The following is an 18,396-nucleotide window of genomic DNA, read 5'->3' on the forward strand; positions in this document are numbered from 1 at the left end:
ATTTTACAGGGAGGCGACAACTACTCCCCGGTAATATTCGTGAGGAAATCATACAATCCTGTTTCACCGGGGATACAGAGTTTTTTGCGAAGGCGGTACCGGCTGGTTTCTACGCCTCTTACGGAAATGCCCATGGATTGCGCTATCTCCTTTGTAGTAAGATTAATACGCAGGTAAGCACAGAGCTTAAGATCCGTAGTGGTGAGATCCGGATAGCGTTTCTTCAGCGTGCGCAGGAAATTGTTGTGTACTTCATCAAAATGCTGTGCAAATTGTGCCCAGTCTTCTTCATTATTTTCTGCTTCTTCAAATAACCGCATTACTTTTTTGAAAGAAGGAAGCATTTCGGGGTCATTGGTTTTCTTTACGCTTTGTATCAGCTCTTCCCGGATATTGGAAATCAGTTTGCCTTTCTGCACCAGGTGCATGGCAGCGGTGGCCAGCTCTTTATTTTTATGTTGTACATCTGATTCCAGTTTTTCATTGCGCAGCTGGATCAGTTGTTTTTCATTTCTCTCCAGTTCCAGCTGATGCTGGAAAATAAGATGCTGCTGTTCCTGCTGATGTATATCTTTCTGCGCAGCAAACTTTTTTTGCTGGCGCCGGTAAAGATACCAGATCATGCCTGCCAGTAACAGCAGGTAAACTGCTCTGGCGGCATAGGTTTGATACCAGGCAGGTAAAATGGTAAAAGAATAGCTGGCAGCCGCCGAAATATTGCCCAGGTTATCCTTTGCCTTTACAGAGAAGGTATAGTCGCCATAAGGAAGATTGGTATATTCTTTTTCTGTTTTCACCGTCCAATCACCAGGCTGTTTATCAAACCCTGCCAGTTGATAGCTGTAAGTAATATGATTGCCCTGTTCCGCAGGCGGAGCGGTGTATTCAAAATGGAAGCTGTTAAATGCGTTGGGCAATACCACCGGTTGCAGCGGCTCTGTGGTTTGATAGCCTCCATACAGGAGCGTATCTTTGCGGCTGCTGGCTTTTACCTGGCCAAGCAGCACCGACAGCCCGGCATTATGACGGGAGTATTTTTTATAATTGAGATGATAAATGCCTTTATCTCCGCCAAAAAAAATATTCTCTTCATTAAACGGGTAAATGAATTCGAAGCCGCTTACTATTTTTCCTGCCAGCTCAGGAAACCAGGTAAGGGTTTGTTGCTTGGGATTTAATACACCGGGCTTTTTATCCGCCACCAGCCAGATGTTGCCGCTGCTGTCTTCCGAAAGATATTGCACAGGTATATTTTTCAGCGGTGTAAATATTCCCTGGGCCGGGATAAATTGCCCGCTGCTTTCCTCAAATTCATAAATGCCTTTCATAGTAGCGGCTACGATCTGTTGCCGGATACGGAAAACATAGTTATTGTTGGTGGCGGGAAGCCCGTCCTTTTGGGTGAACAGCCGGTAATCCACGGCGGTATCGTTCTTCAGGGTAAACCGGTAAACCCCGCGGTAAGGGTGCGACGACCAGATGTGTTGCTGCCCGTCGGCCGCCAGGAAACGTAGCGATTCATAGAGGCCGGCCAGGTGCCGGGTAACGCTCACCCGGGAATTATTATAGCGGATCAGGGCCAGGCCATTGTAACATCCGGTAATTATTTTGCCTGAAAGCGGCAGGTATGCCCAGCAGCCCAGGTCTTTCAGCAATGGGGTGGCCTGGTTGCCGCTGATCTCAAAGGTACCTTCCTGGTGAGCCATGAGCAGGTGGGAGCCAATCGTAGTGAGGTTCCATACCTGTCCGCGGGTATTGGCTACCGGCTGGAAGTTGCCTTTTGAATAGCTGAGATCCGTTACGGCATCCAGCGGAGTGCTGTACAACCCGTCGGACGTACCGATGTAAAGCTGCCGGTTAAATACTTTTGCGGCATAGGTAGTAAGGGAGTTATGTTTGGCCGGCAATATCTGTTTAATAGCAGTGTTGTACCGCAGCTGGTCGATGCCATTGTCCAGTGCCAGCCATATATTATGGCGGGGATCGGCAAACAGCCTGAGCACATTATTATTCTGCAGGCCTTCATCCATGCTGAATTGCTGGATCACTTTGCCGTTGTTGGCATTGATCATAAAACAACCTTTGGAGAAAGTGCCTACAGCCAGTTGCCCGTTGCCCAGCGGGATGGCGCAATAGATCCTGCTGCTCCTGAAAATGGCATCCGCTTCTGTTGGCAGGGGGATCAGCTGCCGGTTAACAATGCGGAAAAGGCCGTCTTTCAGTGTGGCTACCAGCAGCGTGTCATTTTTTTCTTCCAGGAAAGCAGTGATCAATATATGTTTGGGATTGGCGCAAACGGGTTGCCAGCGGCCGTTTACCAGTTCCAGTAAGCCTTGCTGCAAATCCTGTGCATATACACCCCCGGCGGTGCTGCCCATTATTTTCCATTCGGTGGGGGCATTGTATACCTGCATCCGCCGGTTACGCCATTCAAATATTTTATTATTGCTTTTGAAGTAAACGCCGTTGTTATAAAGTGCAATGTTCCAGATGTCCGCAAATTCTGTTTGTCCTGCGGAAATATATTTTTTGAGAGAAGTATATTCCAGGACACCGTTCCTGTTGGGCAGGTAATACCCGAAATCATCCTGCGCGCCTACATAGATCTTCCCGTCGGGCGCCACCTTCACAGCCCGCAAGCGGGTATTGTTGGGAACAGGATAGCCCTTCCAGTAGTTGCCGTTGAATGTAAGCAACCCTTCATTGTTGGCGAAATACAGGATACCCCTCGTGTCTGCATCGATGTCCCAGGTTTGGCCATTTCCCTGGTATTGGGCTTTGCTGAAATTCACTACAGCGGGTAGTCCGATCGTATTCTGGGCTGATAATATTTTTCCGTGGAATAAAAGGGCCAGCAACAACAAATGCTTCATTTAAAAGCGTTTTGCTAAATGTAAAAATTTTTTGCTGATGTAGGTAAGAAGTAATGAAGATAGATTAACAATCAATATTTTAATGTTGGTTGAAGTAGAAATGACGTAGTCCCGGAAATGAATTTTACCGGTTAAATACAGATCTTGGCTATCCTTATTTTTCTTTTTAAAGACGTATATACATGCCATCATTGCCAAAATTCCACGTTATAGCATTCAGTTTATTATCTGCCGTTATGCTCCGGGCCAACGGGCAGGGCTATCTGAAAACACGCGGACCTCTTATTGTAAACGAAAAAAACGAAAAGGTGATCCTCCGGGGAATGGGGCTAGGCGGCTGGATGCTGCAGGAGGGATACATGTTCCGTCTCGGTAATATCGGCCAGCAATACAGGATACGCGAAAAGATCCGGGAGCTGATAGGACCGGAAAGAACACAGGCATTTTATGACGCATGGCTTGGCAGTCATACCACCAGGAAGGATATTGATTCCATGGCCGCCTGGGGATTTAATTCCGTGCGACTGCCCATGCACTTCAATCTGTATACCTTGCCGGTAGACGAAGAGCCGGTACCTGGACAAAACACCTGGCTGGAGAAAGGGTTTGCACTTACTGATTCCCTGTTGAACTGGTGCAAGGCCAATCATATGTACCTGATCCTTGATCTGCACGCCGCACCCGGAGGCCAGGGGAACGATCTGCCTATTTCCGACAGGCACCCTGAAAAACCATCTCTCTGGGAAAGCGAAGCTAACAGGAATAAAACTATTGCCTTATGGCGCAAGCTGGCAGCGCGTTACGCCAATGAGCCCTGGATAGGTGGCTATGATATCATTAATGAGCCCAACTGGGGATTTGAAGACTCGGAAGATAAAAAAGGGACAAAGGAAACAAAGAATATTCTCCTGAAACAACTTATGAAAGATATCACCAAAGCTATCAGGGAAGTGGATCAGCAACATATTATCATTATTGAAGGCAATGGTTTCGGGAATAATTACCAGGGTATTTTACCTGCCTGGGACAGTAACATGGTGATCAGTTTTCACAAATATGGCAACTTCACACAGGTATCTTCCATCCGGAGTTTCCTGGATTTGAGGGAGAAATATAATATCCCGTTATGGCTGGGGGAATCAGGGGAAAATTCCAATAACTGGTTTACCAATACCATCGCCATGGTGGAAAGCAATAATATTGGCTGGGCATGGTGGCAGCTGAAAAAGATGGGCATCAATAACCCCCTGGAAATAAAGCTTACACCGGGGTATCAGGCCATCCTTGACTACTGGAATGGCAAAGGACCGGCGCCTTCTGCCGATGAAGTTTACCGGGCGCTGATGGAATTTGTAAATAATACCCGGCTGGAAAATAATATTTATCATAAAGATGTGACAGATGCCATGTTCCGGCAGGTGAGCTCGGGTAAAGCAATTCCCTTTAAAGAACATATCATAAAAGACAGGGCCGTGATCAGGGCAGTGGACTATGACCTGGGCAGGAACCAGTTTGCCTATAACGACCTGGATACTGCCAGTTATCATTATACGCCCGGTGTAAATACGCAGGGAAACCGCGGCTATGCCTACCGCAATGATGGCGTGGATATCAGAAAGGATAGTAATGAGTTTGTAGTGTTTCACATTGAAAACGGCGAATGGCTGCAATATACCGCGTGGGTGGCATCTGCCGGGAACTATACGCTTACTGTAAAAATAAAGACAGAGGCAGATAGTACGTCTGCAAAGTTTAATGTCAGCAGCAACGGGAAGGCACTCGCCACAAATGTGGAAGTGCCGTCTTCCGGCGCTGGGGTGATCCTTAAAAATATCCGTTTCCCTCAGGGGGAGAACCGTATCCGTATCACATTTGTGAAGGGAGGAGCTGTATTCAGTGAAATGATCTTTGAACGGAAGTAGCATCAATTGCTTTACCCGGAGCAGAAAGGGTAAGGTAAATCACCACGAAGTATATTTGACGTAGCCCTGAATTTTGTTAGCCCGGTTACAAACAGCATATTTACTCCATAAGATAAAATCAGTTCCACGTTGATCCATTAGCCTTATTTGTTCACCTTTTTATTAATTGTAAATTCCATGAAAGAAAAACTGATCTCCATTGGCGTAGGTTCCTTCCTGTTAATGGTTACCATCACCGCCTGTAAAAAAGAGGCGCAAACAACCAATAATCTGCAATCTTTGGATGCCCGGCCTGCTACTGCCGTAGCAGCGCAGGCAGCAGCAGCTTACCAGCTGATCTGGTCCGACGAATTTGACGGCAACAGTGTCAACACTTCCAAATGGTCTTTTGAAACCGGCCCCGGTGTTAACAACGAGAAGCAGTATTACCAGTCGTCCAATGCCAGCGTAAGCAACGGCAACCTGGTGATCACTGCCAGGAAGCAGTCCGTTAACGGCTGGCCGTATACCTCCGCGCGTATGAACACCGCAGGTCACTTCACCACTCAGTATGGCCGCATTGAAGCGCGTATTAAACTGGCCTCCGGGCAGGGCCTGTGGCCTGCATTCTGGATGCTGGGCAATAACATTGGTACAGCTGGCTGGCCAAAATGCGGGGAAATTGATATTATGGAGCAGGTAAATACCAGCAGTACTATTTATGGCACTATCCACTGGGACGCCGGCGGCCATGTTTCCTATGGCGGTACTTCCAGCACCACTATTACGGATTACCACGTATATGCGGTAGAGTGGGACGCCAGCTCCATCCGCTGGTACCTTGATGGCAACCAGTATGCAACTGCCAATATCCAGAACAATATCAACAGCACGGAAGAATTCCACAACCAGTTTTTTATTATCCTCAACATGGCAGTGGGAGGTGATTTCCCCGGGCAAACGATCGATGAAAGTAAACTGCCCGCTAATATGTATGTAGACTATGTAAGAGTATACTCCATTACCAACAATGGCGGTGGAGCGCCCATTGGCAGTACTATCACCCTTAAAGGATTTAACAATGCCTATGTAAGCAGTGAGAACGGTACCCAGGCTATGACCTGCAACCGTGCCACCGCACAGGCCTGGGAGCAGTTTACCGTGGAAGACGCCGGCGGCGGCAAAGTAGCGCTGAAAAGCCAGGGCAAATATGTTTCCTCGGAGAACGGCGTTAACCCGATTACGTGTAACCGTACCAGTGTGGGCGACTGGGAGAAATTTGACTGGATAGTGAACACAGATGGCAGTATTTCGCTCAGGGGCAATAACGGCCGGTATATATCCTGCGAAAACGGTACGCAGCCTATGACCTGTAACCGCACCACCGTTTCCGGCTGGGAAGCATTTCACTACTGATTGATAAAGGTTGATGGATCCCGCCGACCGTATTTACGGCCGGCTTTCTTTTATAAGGCTAACTGTTCCAGGACACTTCTTTTACGCCGGCATCTGCCTGTATATCGGCGATCAGCTTTCCAACAATAGCTCTATCCATGCTTCTGAAACGGATAGTGATAAAGAAGAAGGCGTCTGTTTGCTCAATGTTGCAGGAGGTAATGCTCAGAGCAGTGTTTTGAAACAGTTTGTCAGTTATTTCTATGGATTTACTCCGTTCAAAAGTAATGATGCGGACTGTTTTCTGTTCAAACCTGCTGAGGAATCTTTTCTCCACCGGCTGTAGCAGCCACAGGATAACAATGGCAATAGCTGTAGCAATAAAGGCCGCAAAATACATCCCTCCGCCGGTAGCGAGGCCAATGGCAGCCACCGTCCATAAGCCTGCTGCAGTGGTGAGCCCGCGTACTACGCCTTCTTTCAAAAAAAGAATAGTGCCTGCGCCGATGAACCCGATACCGCTGATCACCTGTGCAGCTACCCTGGAGGGATCCAATACTACGTTCGGGTGGCCCAGGATATCGGAAAAGCCGTAAGCGGAAACCATCATGGTTAATGCAGCGCCTACCGAAACCATCATATGTGTTCTTAAGCCCGCTGCCCAATCCTTCCGTTCCCTTTCCAAACCTATGATGCCGCCAAAAACCGCTGCCAGCAATAATCGTATTAATATTTCCGTCCAGGGTATCATACTACTAATTTACAGAATAAATTTTCTTTCATCCCGGTTTACGTATAGCCGTACTGTTAAAGAAGATCAAAATTTGTATCTTAACACCCACTCATTAATATTCTACATATGCACAAGATAAAATACCACGTACTTGTTTTAAGCGCGCTGCTCTCTTCCGCTGTAATACAGGCCCAGGTGAAGTTCCGGGCTGTAACGCCGGGAGAAACCCAGGTACGACTGAGAATGGTGCACACGCCACATCTGGCTGTAGAACCCGCTGCAGGTAATAACCGTCATCAGCTGTTGGTGATGATCCCCGGCACCAATGGAAAGGCAGCTGATTTCCGGGCAATCGACAGCTGTTTTGCTGCAATGGGCTATTATGTTATAACCCCTGATTATTTAAATACGGTGATAACAACGGCCTGTTCCAAAAGTGAAGACAGTACCTGTTTTGATCATTTCCGCCAGGAAATTATGTTTGGTACAGCTGTGAGTGATAAGGTAGAAGTGGATTCAGCCAACAGCTTAGTGAACCGGGTTACAAAGCTGCTGGTATACCTGGCTGCACAGGATAAAGGCTGGCGTGAATTTGTGCACAACGGAAAGGTGCAGTGGGATAAGGTTATTGCCGCAGGTCACTCGCAGGGAGCGGGTCATGCAGCGTATTTCGGGAAACAGTTCCGCTTGCGTGGCGTACTGATGTTCTCCGGTCCGCAGGATTACCTGCAGTATTTTAATGCTCCTGCTCACTGGCAGCGGGAGCGGGGTCGTACGCCGGCAAACAGGTATTATGCCTTCCTGCATACAAAGGATCCGTTTAATTACCAGTACCAGGTGGCAGATGTAAGTGCGGTAAGCCACCAGGCGGTAACCGATACCACCATGGTGCAACCGGGAATGCCGGTACGTCCGGGAAAAAGTATCCTTGTAACGGATATAGATCGGAAAGATAAACACGGATCAACATTAGGCACGGAGTTTACAGCTGTGTGGAAATATATGATCAGCAGCGCCACAGCGCATTAAGGATGAAAGCCGGTTCTGCACTGAGAACCGGCTTCTTTTTCATCCTACTCATCACATGGCATGCTTCCGTTTCCCTGAAAGTGAGCCTCCCGCATGCAGGCATGATATATTCAGTCTGTTCTTCCAATAGCAGGCGTGTGAGCAATTCATGAAGTTTTTCGCGGCACTATAACCCCGGGGGCTATACGCTGTAACCGGGATATTTGAAAACGATTGTTTCCCGCACACCGGCCAATAACGGAGTAACCTGCATAAAACAAAAGACCAGTGTATTATTCCAACCCTTTTATTAAGCGTTGTTAAAAAACAGGGGAAACCGGAGATCTTCTCTGTTGTTTATTCTTTATCTTCGCCACTGTTCGTTACCATTCTATGTCAAAGAAGAAGAGGAAAAAAAAGAAGCAGCAAAAGGGATCCAGCAGTTTAGCCATTATCGTTATATTGATCATCGCTGCATTTGCGGTGACCACCTGTTCCCGAAAAATCACCGGAGACAAACCAACATCTCCTGCGAAAAAATCATCTCACAAAAAGAATACTACAACCCGCACCGGTATATTTTTACTGGCAGAAGATTTTGAGTCTGGTTCCAAAACAAATTACAACAGTGGCGACGTGGAATTATCCAGCGGTACCTGGAAGTTTAAGGATGCCGTAACCGGCAACCTGGAGGAGGATCATAAAACCGGCATGCAGGCATTGCGTATCCGTGGTAATGGTATGGCCGGAATGAAATTCGATATTCCGGTAAAGGGAACGGTAACGGTTACACTGAGATATGCCGGTTACGGAATGGATAAAGCAGGCACCTGGGAGCTATGGGCATCGGTGAACCACGGACAAAGCTATTTTCGTGCTGGTGATCCCGTTAGTGTTACTTCCGGCGTGCTTAAAACAGCCACATTTACCGCAAAGAGCACGGGTACCATCCGTTTTGATATCCGTAAAACAGATGCCGGCAACAGCCGCATCAACTTCGATATATTCAGGGTAACCGCCGGGGGAAAGGTAATACCGGCAAAACCGGAGGGAAAGCCTGCCGGCGGTGATGATGACAATATGCTGCTGGGCAACCCCAGCAATGCCGGTGAATCGCTGGTAATGGCCAATAATTACCTGATGGATAAGGGGTATTACGTGTTGTCTTATAACCGCGACAAGGGCGCGCCCAACTGGGTTTCCTGGCACGTATCGCGTAAGGATCTCGGGAAAATGTCCAGGGCCAATGATTTCCGGCCCGATGCCGATATTCCCGGCAGCTGGTACCAGGTATCCCAAACCAGCTACATGGGCAGCGGCTTCGACAGGGGGCATAATTGTCCTTCCGGCGACCGCACCGCGACTCGTGCAGCCAATGAATCCACTTTCCTCATGACCAATATGATCCCCCAGGCGCCCAACCATAACCAGCACTTATGGAAGAACCTGGAAGAATACACCCGTGAACTGGTAATGAAAGGCAACGAGGTATACGTGATCATGGGAAGCTATGGGAGCGGAGGCACCGGCAGCAAGGGACTGGCCAGAACAATAGATGGCCGTAAAGTGACGGTGCCGGATCATATATGGAAAATATTGGTGGTTTTACCAGAGGGAAACAACGACTTGCTGCGTATTAATAAAAACACGCGTATCATTGCAGTGAACACGCCAAACAAAAATAATGTTAATATAAGATGGAGCGCATACCTGACATCCGTGGAGGAGATAGAGAAAGCTACCCGTTATAGGTTGCTGGACAAAATACCACAGGTGGTACGACAGGAACTGGTGAAAAAAATAGATAACGGACAGTAGGCAATGTATCCATAAAAAAAATATTATGTCGTTCTGGCAATTAAATTATAAATTGCATTTAATTATTATGTTTTTGTAGTTTGTAAACTGATTATCCGGAAAAAGTCATGATAAGTTCCTATAAAAACCAGATTGGCACAATTTTATTGAAAGTACCGTAGCAATTGTAACTTATTGAAGCTTTGGATCGTTATTATAATTACAAAGCTAGCTTAAAGTATAAATGGCCGATTATTAATGGAGAAGAACCTACACTTTTCTTGATTATATGCACATATAACAAGATAAATACTGTGCACACAACGAAAGGAATGGAGTAAAATAATTAGGGATAAAATGGCGTTATACTTGAGAAGCTTAACAGTATGAGCTTTTTAAACATTAATTTTATATCTAACTAATATGGGTGAAAGAGTGTCGGTGGCCTTACTTGTAACTACATACAACTGGCCGGAAGCATTGAAGCTGGTGCTGGATAGCGTACTGGTGCAAACCGTCCTCCCCGATGAAGTCATTATAGCAGATGATGGCTCCGGAGAGGCTACCAGGGAGGTTGTTGAAGCATTCAGACGAAAAACCACTATCCCGGTAAAACATTTCTGGCACCCTGACGAGGGTTTCCGCAAAACGATCATCATCAACCAGGCTATTACCGGTACTTCTTCAGACTATATCATCCAGATTGATGGCGACATTGTGATGCATGAGCTTTTCATCAGGGACCATATCAGCGAGGCGGAAAAAGGATACTTTATTCGTGGCAGCCGGGTGTTACTGCAGGAGGAGATTACCAGGAAATACCTCAACAACGGGCAATTTGAACGGGTATCTTCTTTCAGTAAAAATGTAAGGAACCGGATCAACTCGCTTCGTATCCCTTTCCTGGCACCTTTACTGATAAAAAAGAGCCAGCGTTCCCGGAACTGGATCGGTTGTAACTGTGCTTTCTGGAGAGCCGATTTTCTGAAAGTGAATGGTTATAACAACGAGCTTAAAGGCTGGGGACATGAAGATATTGAACTGGCGGCACGTTTTATTAACTCGGGGCTCTATCAGAAAAAAGTGAAGTTAAAAGCGGTATGCTATCATTTACATCATCCTTTTAACTCTCGTGTACATGAGAACATCAACTACAGGGTTTACCTGGATACTTTACATCATGGAATTGCCTATTGTTCCAACGGGTACAGGCACCATTTAACAACGGAGTAACTAAACTAACTTAAGAAGATATAAGAAAAGGCCACCGTCAGGTGGCCTTTTTATTTAGTTACCAAACGTCTGCATTTCAATGAGTCGTTTATAAATGCCGTTGTGTTCAAGCAGTTGCTGATGGGTGCCCTGTTCGGCCACCCGGCCATTGTCAAGTACAATAATGATATCTGCATTTTGAATGGTGCTGAGGCGGTGGGCAATAACCAGGGAAGTACGGTTCTTCATCAGGTTGTTGAGCGCGTCCTGCACCATTTTCTCTGATTCTGTGTCTAGCGCGGAGGTGGCTTCGTCCAGCAGCATCAGGGGCGGGTTGGAAAGCACGGCACGGGCAATACAGATACGCTGCCTTTGTCCGCCGGAAAGCTTGGAGCCCTTATCCCCGATATTAGTGTCGTAGCCGTTTTCTGTTTTAGTGATAAATTCGTGCGCATTGGCAATCCTGGCCGCAGCTTCCACTTCCTCTATAGTGGCAGAGGGCTTGGCAAAGGCAATATTGTTGAAAATGGTGTCATTGAAAAGGATGGATTCCTGGTTTACCACACCCATTAATGCCCTTAAAGATTCCATGGTAACGGACTTCAGGTTTTTACCATCTATCAGGATGCTACCTGATTGGGGATCCATAAAACGGGGGATCAGGTCCATCAGCGTGGATTTACCGCCGCCCGACGGGCCTACCAGCGCCACGGTGGAGCCTTTGGGTATGCTGATGGTAATGTTATCCAGCACCTTCTTCTCGCCGTAGGCGAAAGAAACGCCTTCAAAACGGATCTCCTCTGTAAAACCGTTTAATGTAATGGCATCTGGCGCATTGGTAATAGCCGGTTGCTGATCGATCAATTCCAGTACCCTGTCGCCCGCCGCGATCCCTGAATGAATATTGCTGAATGCGGTGGAAATAGCTTTTGCCGGGCGCATGATCTGGGAGAAGAGGGCGATATATACCACAAAGGTGGATCCGTCCATATTTCCCTGGTTATTGATAATAAGAGACCCGCCATAAAACACGATACCGGCCACCATTAGTACCCCGAGTGTTTCAGAAACGGGTGAGGCCAGCTGTTGCCTTTTAGCCATGGATCGCGCTATTTTGGAATAGCGGCGGTTTTGCTCATCAAAACGGCCGGTGATAAATCCCACTGCATTAAAAGCTTTTACGATACGGATGCCATTCAGCGCCTCGTCAAGGTAACTGATCATCATGCCATAGGTTTGATGGGAGGCAGTTGCCTGTTCTTTCAGTCTTTTCACGATCCGGGATATAATGAAACCGGCTACCGGAATAACCAGCATAGATACCAGCGTTAATTTATAGGAGATGAGGAACAGGATCACCAGGAAAGAGATCAGCTGGGCCGGTTCTTTGAACAATACCTGTAAAGTGCCGGTTACGGTGTATTGTACCACTTGCACGTCGGAAGCGATCTTGGAGATGATATCTCCTTTTCTTTCATTGCTGAAATAGCCCAGGTGCAGGTTCATTACATTGTTGAATACTGTTTTACGCAGGTTCAGTAAGGTTTGTATACGCAGGCTTTCCATAGTGCGGTCCGCGAAATAGCGGAACAAGTTGCCCAGTAAAACAGAGGCGGCGATACAGGCGCAAACAAATTCCAGGCTTTTGATCTTACCGTACTGATTGGCAACAGAGGTGGTATAATGCTTAAAAACCTTGAAGATATCAAAATAGTTGTCCGGCATGGGAGTTACTGTCTCGTGCAGATCCTTGTTAAACAATGTTTCCAGCAAAGGCGCCAGCAACGCAAGGTTCAGTGTGCTGAATATTACAGACAACAGGGTGCAGATGATATAGGGTATGGCGAATTTATTAATAGGTTTGGCAAACGATAAAAGTCGGAAGTATGTCTTCATATTTAATTATAATCGTATAATGATTAAGACGTGCATAAAAAAAACCGCATCGTTGCTGATGCGGTTCCTTAAGTTTTTAATTTCCTTTTTATCAATAACTTAAAGAATATTTTTCAGATGCACATTCAAGCCCGCAGATCATCAGTAAAAACTGCAATCAGGGCTCAAAAATAGCCCTTTTGGCTTAATTGTCAAAAGATTTGATAGCCGCACCGGCGGGGGAGCGGCTACCTTTAATTATTGTTGTGCCAGGATTTTCAGTGCTCCCGTGTCTTTGTATTGTACCATTAATTGTTTCAGGTGGGCTTTTAAGGTATCAGTGAGCTTTTCATAGCCCTTCCGGCCATAAAGATTATTTACCTCATGCGGATCCTGCTTCAGGTCGTACAGTTCCCAGCTATTGGACTCGCCGTAGAAGCGGACCAGCGTATATTGTTCTGTACGGATACCGAAGTGAGGGTATACATGATGTGGCTCGGGGAATTCGTAGTAATGATAATACGCTTCTTTTCTCCAGGAAACATTTTTGCCATCCGCTTTCAGCAGCGGTAAAAAGGAGGTGCCTTGTATATCGGCAGGCGCCTTTACGCCGGCGATATGGAGGAAGGTGGGGGCCCAGTCGATGTTGAGCATCAGCTGATCGATAGAAGTGCCGGGCTTCACTACACCAGGGTATTTAATGATAAAAGGCGTACGCAGTGATTCCTCATAAATAAAACGCTTATCGAACCAGCCATGTTCACCCATGTAGAAGCCCTGGTCGGAAGCATACACCACTACGGTATTTTTTGAGAGACCTGATTTATCCAGGTAATCCAGCAGCTGGCCGATGTTCCTGTCGAGCGATTTTGCAGTGGCCAGATAGTCTTTCAGGTAACGCTGGTATTTCCATTCCACCAGGGCATCGCCTGAGAGCTTTTGCTCATCAAATTCTTTGCTGATCTTATTCTCATAATAATCGATGTAGGCCTTTCTCTGTTCCGGTGTAAAGCGGCCATAGATCCCTTTTTCGTAATTGGCATGTACCTTCAGGTCTTCTTTCAGGCGCATGGTTTTATCGATGGTCATATCCTGGTCCTGTGCGGCCAGACGGTTTTTATAGTCGTCTTTAAATGTTGCCGGAAGGGGAAATGTTTTATCATCATATGCGCCGAGATCCTGGATATCCGGCAGCCATTCGCGGTGTGTGGCCTTTTCGCCTACCACCAGGAAAAAGGGTTTGGTGGTATCCCGTTTTTCTATCCAGTTAACAGAAAGGTTGGTGATGATATTGGTAACATATCCTTCAATGCGGCTGGTATCATTAGGCCCGATGATATCCGGGTTGTAATACTGGCCCTGGCTGTTGAGGATACGCCAGTAGTCGAACCCCTTTGGCAGGTTGCCCAGGTGCCACTTCCCGATCCATGCTATCTGGTAGCCGTTCTGCTGCAGCAGGGCAGGGAACAGTTGCTGTTCCACGTCGAACTTTTTCTCATTCAGCGTATAGCCGTTAATGTGACTGTACTTACCGGTAAGCAGGGTAGCCCTGCTGGGACCGCAAATGGAGTTGGTGACCAGCGCGTTTTTGAAAACAGCACCCTGGCGGGCGATGCGGTCGATGTTAGGCGTTTGCACCAGTTTGCTGCCATAGGCGCTGATGGCCTGGTAAGCATGGTCATCTGAGAAGATGAATATGATGTTGGGCCGCTGCGTTTGTGCGTAGCCGTTAGCGGTGAAGAGGAGTAGTGCTCCGCAGATTTTTCCAAGATAGTTTGCGGAAAAAATTTTCATGTTCAGTGTTTTATCTGTTTACCTATTGCCGCCCCCCACATCACTTCTCCGCCACCACCTTAAAATCCTCAAACACCACATCAAAAGGCAACTTTCCCGGTGCTGCCGCCACTGGTCCTATCTGCACTTTACCGCCAGGAGGGAAATACGCCAGCCGCAGCATATCAAATTTCTTATTATCAAAAGAGTATTCAATCTGCACATAATCTCCTTTACGCAATAATTTCAACCACATGCTTTTGGGGCTGTCGTGCCGCGGTACTACAGCCCAATCGGATACTTCACGTGTAACTACGGCGCTTACATTCTGCACGCCGTCTACATATTCTATCCCTGTTTTAATCCAGTTTTTGGCATCCTTGCGGATCATCAGGCCGGCCTGGTGAAACAGCTCTTTATACTGACCGGAAATTTTTACGGTAGCCGTAAAATCACCTTCCTGTTCCTGGTAATAAAAAGGACCGTTATCACGGATGAAGCCATAATGTGTTACCTGCCAGTAGTCGGTACCGGGGTCAACGGTCACATTGATCCGGTTGTGAACTGCCGACCATTTCTGCGGAGCGTTATACCATTGCATTGTTTGTGCTTTTAATCCCATACTTGCTGCTATGAAAGCAGATAATGCTACAATTCTTTTCATAAATGTTCCCGTAAAAATTTTATGTAAGATGATAAATATTCCCCGTAATAAGTAATTTTTAGTGATGGGCAGCTGCCCGGGATTTGTTAACTTTAAGAACCCTCATTAACCTGTTATGAACATGCGTGAAGAAAACCCACACACCAGCAAAAGGAAATCAGTTGCAGTTATAGTAGCCCATCCGGACGACGAAACTCTGTGGGCGGGAGGCAGCATTCTGTTTCACCCGCAGTGGAACTGGACCATCATCAGCCTGTGCCGGGCGGCTGATCCGGACAGAGCCCCTAAATTTTTTAAGGCATTACAATTGTATGGAGCACAGGGTGTAATGGGGGATATGGATGATGGTCCTGAACAAACACCTTTGCCGGATGAGGTAGTGGAAAACCAGGTGCTTGCTTTATTGCCTGTACAACATTACGACCTGGTCATTACCCATCACCCGCAGGGGGAATATACCCGGCATCTCCGCCATGAAGAAGTAAGCGGCGCCGTTATCCGCTTATGGCAGCAAGGCCGTATCAGTGCCGGGGAGCTTTGGGTGTTTGCTTATGAAGACGGGTTGAAGTCCTATTTCCCCGAGGCAGTACCTGAAGCTACCATTTATCATGTGCTGGATAAAGATATCTGGCAAAGGAAATATGAGATGATTACCCAAACGTATGGATTTAGGACCGATAGCTGGGAGGCCGCCACAACGCCGCAGGCGGAATCGTTCTGGTGTTTCAATAACAGCGGGGAAGCCCACCAGTGGCTAAATAATTTACCGGTTGCGTTATGAAAGTGCTTTTATTATTTGATTATCCGCCAGCCCCAGGAGGACTGGCAACACAGGGAAACTTATTGTACCAGGGTTTGCTGGAAGCAGGTGTGAATGCCCTGGCAGTACATTACGATTCACCATTGGAAAAGGAATGGTATTACAGCTGGTTTAAGCCGGATGTAGTAGTAGGGGTAGGTTACTGGGGATATTGCCCGCAGCTGGTGCTGCATCCGCAGCGGTTTGGCGTACAGCCGGTACCGTGGCTGGTGGCCGATGGGTATATTGCTAACTACCACGATGTGTTAAACCAGCTGCCGCTGCTCCTGGTCACCTCGCAGTGGGTTAAGGAAATGTATATAAGGGACGGTATCAATGGCGATAAGATTGCCGTATTGCCCGTAGGCTGTAATACCAACAGGTTTATACCAATGTCTCAGCAACATCCGGGGGTGAAAGCCATCCGTGAATCAATGGGCGTGGCGCCGGATGAGCTGATGCTTCTTACTATTGGCGGGGACGCCTGTTCAAAAGGCGCGAGGGAAGTGATGTATGCATTATCACAATTAGGCGGCGAAGTGCCGGACAACTGGAAGTATATCTGCAAAGTATGGCCCCAGGAACGCAGTAACAAACAAAACAAAGCCGACCTGGAACTGGCAGATGAACTGGGACTGATTGATAAGGTAAAATATGTTACCAGTATCGTTTCACGGGAACAGATGCCGTACCTCATCAACGCCTGCGATATTTATGTGGCGCCCTCACGCCTGGAAGGCTTCGGGATGACCCAGGTAGAAGCAGGCGCCTGCGAAAAACCGGTGATCGGCATCCGCGCCATGGGTATGCTTGATACGCTGGTACACGGTGAAACCGCTTTGCTGGCAGGTGTGGCAGAAGAAATCGTAACCAGCGAAGTAATGGTCGGTAAAGAATCTGGTTTTGTTACCAGTCAGAAGGTGGTATTTTCCACGCCACGCACGGTAGACTACAGGGCAGATGTAAATGATATCAGGCAATACCTGCAGCGGTTAATGACAGATGCCGCCTACAGGGAACAATTGGGTAAAGCAGCACGTAAAAGAATAACCGCAAATTTTGACTACCGGGTGATAGCAAGGCAGTTTATCCAGTTGATGCATGAAAAACTTAATATCCGTTAAACATGGAAGCTTCCTCCTGGTCAACCATCAATGCAGCCAGGGATGCCGCACTGAAGGTATTACTGCATAATGTGAACGGCCCTTTTCAGGGCCTTCCCCGCACTGCCGGGTGGGGATACCCTGAGCCATATACACGGGACCTGTTGCTGTCTTTTTTTGGTATAGGCGTTACCGGTAACGATGTGCTGATAAAAAGTATCAGGAAGGTGCTGGAAACACTGGCAAAAAACCAGACGCCGCACGGGCATATTCCCTCCCTTGTGCATGATAAACAGGACCTCGGCGCCAGCGACTGCACCCCGCTCTTCCTGCTGGTAACCGGTATGTACCGTAAGCTGTCGGAAGAAGAACAGTTCCTCGAAGAGGCGGTGAACAGATCGTTGCAGTGGATGGAGTATCAAAGTCCTTCAGACCGGTACCTGGTAGCGCAGCAGCCTACCAGCGACTGGCGCGATGAACAATGGGTACTGGGCTACGGCCTGTTTGTAAACACCCTTGTGTACAGTTATCTCCGTATCCTGGGGCATCATGAGCGGGCGGAAAAAGTAAGACAGGCCATGGGAAGATTTACCGTCACCGGGGGAGTACAACACCGGCATGTACATGAAGGGCTGGTGGTGAAACACAAACCCTATTATGCTATGTGGTCTTACAAAGTGCTGAGCAGCGAAAGGTTCGATCTGCTGGGCAACAGCCTGGCAATACTTTCCGGCATTGCAGCACCTACACGGGCGGCAGACATGGTGGCATGGATTGAAGAGGAATGTGCTGAGCTTATAAAGAACGGACAGCTGGGCGTGAAACTGCCTCCTAACTTCTTCCCCTATACGAAACCGGGCGATAGCGACTGGCATGAACGCTATGCTTTTTTTAATCTCCCGGGAGAATATCATAACGGCGGTATCTGGCCCTTTATCTGCGGCTTTTATGTGGCCGCGCTGGTGGCTGCAAAGAAGTACCGGCTGGCGGAAGAAAAACTGCTGGAGCTTACCAGGATCATCACTATTTCCAGCAGCGGCAAGGTAGATTATGGATTCAATGAATGGCTGAAAGCACAGGATGGAACTGCAAAAGGGCAGGAGTGGCAAACCTGGAGCGCTGCTTTGTACCTTTATGCCGCGAAATGCGTGGAAGAAAGAAGAACCCCTTTCTTTGATGAAATGCGAATGCGTCAGCCGGCTGCATGATAAGTTAATAAAAGATTAGCCTGCAGATAAGTGAATTGATGTAACTTCGCGCACA

At 47.5% G+C, this 18,396-nt stretch carries 13 protein-coding genes; 8 read left to right on the plus strand and 5 right to left on the minus strand.

Annotated features, from left to right (window positions below; all coding sequences use genetic code 11):
* Nucleotides 1-20: 20 nt before the first annotated feature.
* Complete coding sequence (locus FN124_RS13175; protein WP_142685171.1) at nucleotides 21-2,873, minus strand: triple tyrosine motif-containing protein; 2,853 nt, start codon at nucleotides 2,871-2,873, stop codon at nucleotides 21-23.
* 182 nt (nucleotides 2,874-3,055) lie between these two features.
* Between FN124_RS13175 and FN124_RS13180 the strand changes: the two genes are divergently transcribed.
* Together FN124_RS13180 and FN124_RS13185 are read left to right on the plus strand one after the other, a co-directional pair.
* Nucleotides 3,056-4,795, plus strand: coding sequence for a cellulase family glycosylhydrolase (locus tag FN124_RS13180; protein ID WP_142685172.1), 1,740 nt, complete (start codon nucleotides 3,056-3,058; stop codon nucleotides 4,793-4,795).
* Between the two features lie 177 nt (nucleotides 4,796-4,972).
* The gene (locus FN124_RS13185) at nucleotides 4,973-6,190 is read left to right on the plus strand and encodes a family 16 glycosylhydrolase (RefSeq protein ID WP_142685173.1); all 1,218 of its coding nucleotides are present in this window, start codon (nucleotides 4,973-4,975) and stop codon (nucleotides 6,188-6,190) included.
* A 58-nt stretch (nucleotides 6,191-6,248) separates the two neighbouring features.
* On the opposite strand, the gene FN124_RS13190 is transcribed toward FN124_RS13185, so the two are convergent.
* Nucleotides 6,249-6,920 (minus strand): MgtC/SapB family protein, encoded by a 672-nt coding sequence (locus FN124_RS13190; RefSeq protein ID WP_142685174.1) that lies wholly within the window; start codon nucleotides 6,918-6,920, stop codon nucleotides 6,249-6,251.
* Nucleotides 6,921-7,028: 108 nt separating this feature from the next.
* Between FN124_RS13190 and FN124_RS13195 the strand changes: the two genes are divergently transcribed.
* The 3 genes from FN124_RS13195 (at nucleotide 7,029) to FN124_RS13205 (ending at nucleotide 10,940) form a co-directional block, all read left to right on the plus strand.
* Nucleotides 7,029-7,931: a BPSS1187 family protein gene (locus FN124_RS13195; RefSeq protein WP_142685175.1), complete on the plus strand. Its 903-nt coding sequence runs from the start codon at nucleotides 7,029-7,031 to the stop codon at nucleotides 7,929-7,931.
* A 372-nt stretch (nucleotides 7,932-8,303) separates the two neighbouring features.
* Nucleotides 8,304-9,728: a DNA/RNA non-specific endonuclease gene (locus FN124_RS13200; protein ID WP_142685176.1), complete on the plus strand. Its 1,425-nt coding sequence runs from the start codon at nucleotides 8,304-8,306 to the stop codon at nucleotides 9,726-9,728.
* A 402-nt stretch (nucleotides 9,729-10,130) separates the two neighbouring features.
* Nucleotides 10,131-10,940: a glycosyltransferase family 2 protein gene (locus FN124_RS13205; protein ID WP_142685177.1), complete on the plus strand. Its 810-nt coding sequence runs from the start codon at nucleotides 10,131-10,133 to the stop codon at nucleotides 10,938-10,940.
* A gap of 54 nt (nucleotides 10,941-10,994) precedes the next feature.
* Here FN124_RS13205 and FN124_RS13210 read toward each other — a convergent pair whose 3' ends face one another.
* The 3 genes from FN124_RS13210 to FN124_RS13220 form a co-directional block, all read right to left on the minus strand.
* Nucleotides 10,995-12,815, minus strand: a complete 1,821-nt coding sequence (locus FN124_RS13210; RefSeq protein ID WP_142685178.1) for an ABC transporter ATP-binding protein — start codon at nucleotides 12,813-12,815, stop codon at nucleotides 10,995-10,997.
* Nucleotides 12,816-13,052: 237 nt separating this feature from the next.
* Nucleotides 13,053-14,588, minus strand: coding sequence for a sulfatase family protein (locus FN124_RS13215; protein WP_142685179.1), 1,536 nt, complete (start codon nucleotides 14,586-14,588; stop codon nucleotides 13,053-13,055).
* 40 nt (nucleotides 14,589-14,628) lie between these two features.
* Nucleotides 14,629-15,231, minus strand: coding sequence for a DUF1349 domain-containing protein (locus tag FN124_RS13220; protein WP_260607416.1), 603 nt, complete (start codon nucleotides 15,229-15,231; stop codon nucleotides 14,629-14,631).
* 121 nt (nucleotides 15,232-15,352) lie between these two features.
* Here FN124_RS13220 and FN124_RS13225 point away from each other — a divergent pair, with 121 nt between their 5' ends.
* Genes FN124_RS13225 through FN124_RS13235 form a run of 3 tightly spaced genes read left to right on the plus strand, consistent with a single transcriptional unit; the run spans nucleotide 15,353 to nucleotide 18,341 of the window.
* Nucleotides 15,353-16,012 (plus strand): PIG-L deacetylase family protein, encoded by a 660-nt coding sequence (locus tag FN124_RS13225; protein WP_142685180.1) that lies wholly within the window; start codon nucleotides 15,353-15,355, stop codon nucleotides 16,010-16,012.
* Entirely contained in the window at nucleotides 16,009-17,154 is a 1,146-nt protein-coding gene (locus FN124_RS13230) for a glycosyltransferase family 4 protein (protein WP_142685181.1), read from the plus strand. The genes FN124_RS13225 and FN124_RS13230 overlap by 4 nt, the downstream gene beginning before the upstream one ends.
* A 2-nt stretch (nucleotides 17,155-17,156) precedes the next feature.
* Nucleotides 17,157-18,341: a glycoside hydrolase 100 family protein gene (locus FN124_RS13235; RefSeq protein WP_142685182.1), complete on the plus strand. Its 1,185-nt coding sequence runs from the start codon at nucleotides 17,157-17,159 to the stop codon at nucleotides 18,339-18,341.
* Nucleotides 18,342-18,396: the final 55 nt, after the last annotated feature.

Origin of the sequence: Chitinophaga polysaccharea (assembly GCF_902150045.1) — a bacterium.
GTDB classification, from domain to species: Bacteria; Bacteroidota; Bacteroidia; order Chitinophagales; family Chitinophagaceae; genus Chitinophaga; species Chitinophaga polysaccharea_A.

Excerpts from the sequence above, each read along its gene's own strand:
- FN124_RS13175 (WP_142685171.1), bottom strand. The coding sequence starts at position 2,873 with ATGAAGCATTTGTTGTTGCTGGCCCTTTTATTCCACGGAAAAATATTA.
- FN124_RS13180 (WP_142685172.1), top strand. The coding sequence starts at position 3,056 with ATGCCATCATTGCCAAAATTCCACGTTATAGCATTCAGTTTATTATCT.
- FN124_RS13185 (WP_142685173.1), top strand. The coding sequence starts at position 4,973 with ATGAAAGAAAAACTGATCTCCATTGGCGTAGGTTCCTTCCTGTTAATG.
- FN124_RS13190 (WP_142685174.1), bottom strand. The coding sequence starts at position 6,920 with ATGATACCCTGGACGGAAATATTAATACGATTATTGCTGGCAGCGGTT.
- FN124_RS13195 (WP_142685175.1), top strand. The coding sequence starts at position 7,029 with ATGCACAAGATAAAATACCACGTACTTGTTTTAAGCGCGCTGCTCTCT.
- FN124_RS13200 (WP_142685176.1), top strand. The coding sequence starts at position 8,304 with ATGTCAAAGAAGAAGAGGAAAAAAAAGAAGCAGCAAAAGGGATCCAGC.
- FN124_RS13205 (WP_142685177.1), top strand. The coding sequence starts at position 10,131 with ATGGGTGAAAGAGTGTCGGTGGCCTTACTTGTAACTACATACAACTGG.
- FN124_RS13210 (WP_142685178.1), bottom strand. The coding sequence starts at position 12,815 with ATGAAGACATACTTCCGACTTTTATCGTTTGCCAAACCTATTAATAAA.
- FN124_RS13215 (WP_142685179.1), bottom strand. The coding sequence starts at position 14,588 with ATGAAAATTTTTTCCGCAAACTATCTTGGAAAAATCTGCGGAGCACTA.
- FN124_RS13220 (WP_260607416.1), bottom strand. The coding sequence starts at position 15,231 with ATGAAAAGAATTGTAGCATTATCTGCTTTCATAGCAGCAAGTATGGGA.
- FN124_RS13225 (WP_142685180.1), top strand. The coding sequence starts at position 15,353 with ATGCGTGAAGAAAACCCACACACCAGCAAAAGGAAATCAGTTGCAGTT.
- FN124_RS13230 (WP_142685181.1), top strand. The coding sequence starts at position 16,009 with ATGAAAGTGCTTTTATTATTTGATTATCCGCCAGCCCCAGGAGGACTG.
- FN124_RS13235 (WP_142685182.1), top strand. The coding sequence starts at position 17,157 with ATGGAAGCTTCCTCCTGGTCAACCATCAATGCAGCCAGGGATGCCGCA.